At 75.8% G+C, this 720-nt stretch carries 1 protein-coding gene; it reads right to left on the bottom strand.

Features of this window, described 5'->3' with window-relative positions:
- A partial coding sequence (locus Mterra_RS21580; protein ID WP_170159789.1) for a tyrosine-type recombinase/integrase occupies window positions 1–551 on the bottom strand: 551 nt, incomplete at its 3' end.
- Window positions 552–720: the final 169 nt, after the last annotated feature.

Here is a 720-nt window from a genome sequence, read left to right on the forward strand (position 1 = left end):
TCCCCCTCCCACACCAGCCCCTCCACCCGCAGCGACAGCGCCTCCGACAGGCGCAGGCCGCTGCCGTAGAGGAAGCGGATGAGCGTGGACAGGAGCCGCTCCTCCCGCTCGGAGCGCGTGGCCTCGAGCAGCCGGGCGATCTCCTCGCGCGAGGGGTAGCGGGCCAGCCGCCGGCCCGCGCGGGGCCGGGCCACCGAGAGGGTGGGGTCTTCCACCTCCCCGCCCCGCACCTCCCGCTGCCAGCGGTAGTAGCCGCGGATGGCGGCCAGCACCCCCTGGGCCCGGCGGGGCCGGAAGCCGCGCTCCTCCATCAGCCGGCGCACCGCCTGCGGGCCGGGGGGGAGGCCGGAGGCCTCGAGGAAGGCCAGCCACAGCCTGAGGTCGTAGAGGTAGCGCCGCACCCCCCGCGGGCTGTGGCCCTTCTCCAGCAGCAGGTAACGCTCGTAGGCGGCGAGCTCGCGCTCGTGCCGCGCGGCCGCGCCCTCGGGGAGGGGGTTGTCGTCGCCGCCGTCGTGGCCACCGGGCCTGCCCGCGGGTCTTGGCCGGCTCATAAAACCCCTTTCGCGGATGCCCCGGGTCTCGCCTCGCCACGGCGAGGCGGCAGGGGGGATGTCAGGCTCGTCCCCATTAATCTAATACCCGTAATGCCCGGCGGGGGGCGAGCGGCAGCGGGCAGGGGAGGGGCCGCGCCCCCACCCCCGACCCCTGCCCTAATTGGGC

It is taken from the genome of Calidithermus terrae, from assembly GCF_003574345.1.
GTDB lineage: Bacteria > Deinococcota > Deinococci > Deinococcales > Thermaceae > Calidithermus > Calidithermus chliarophilus.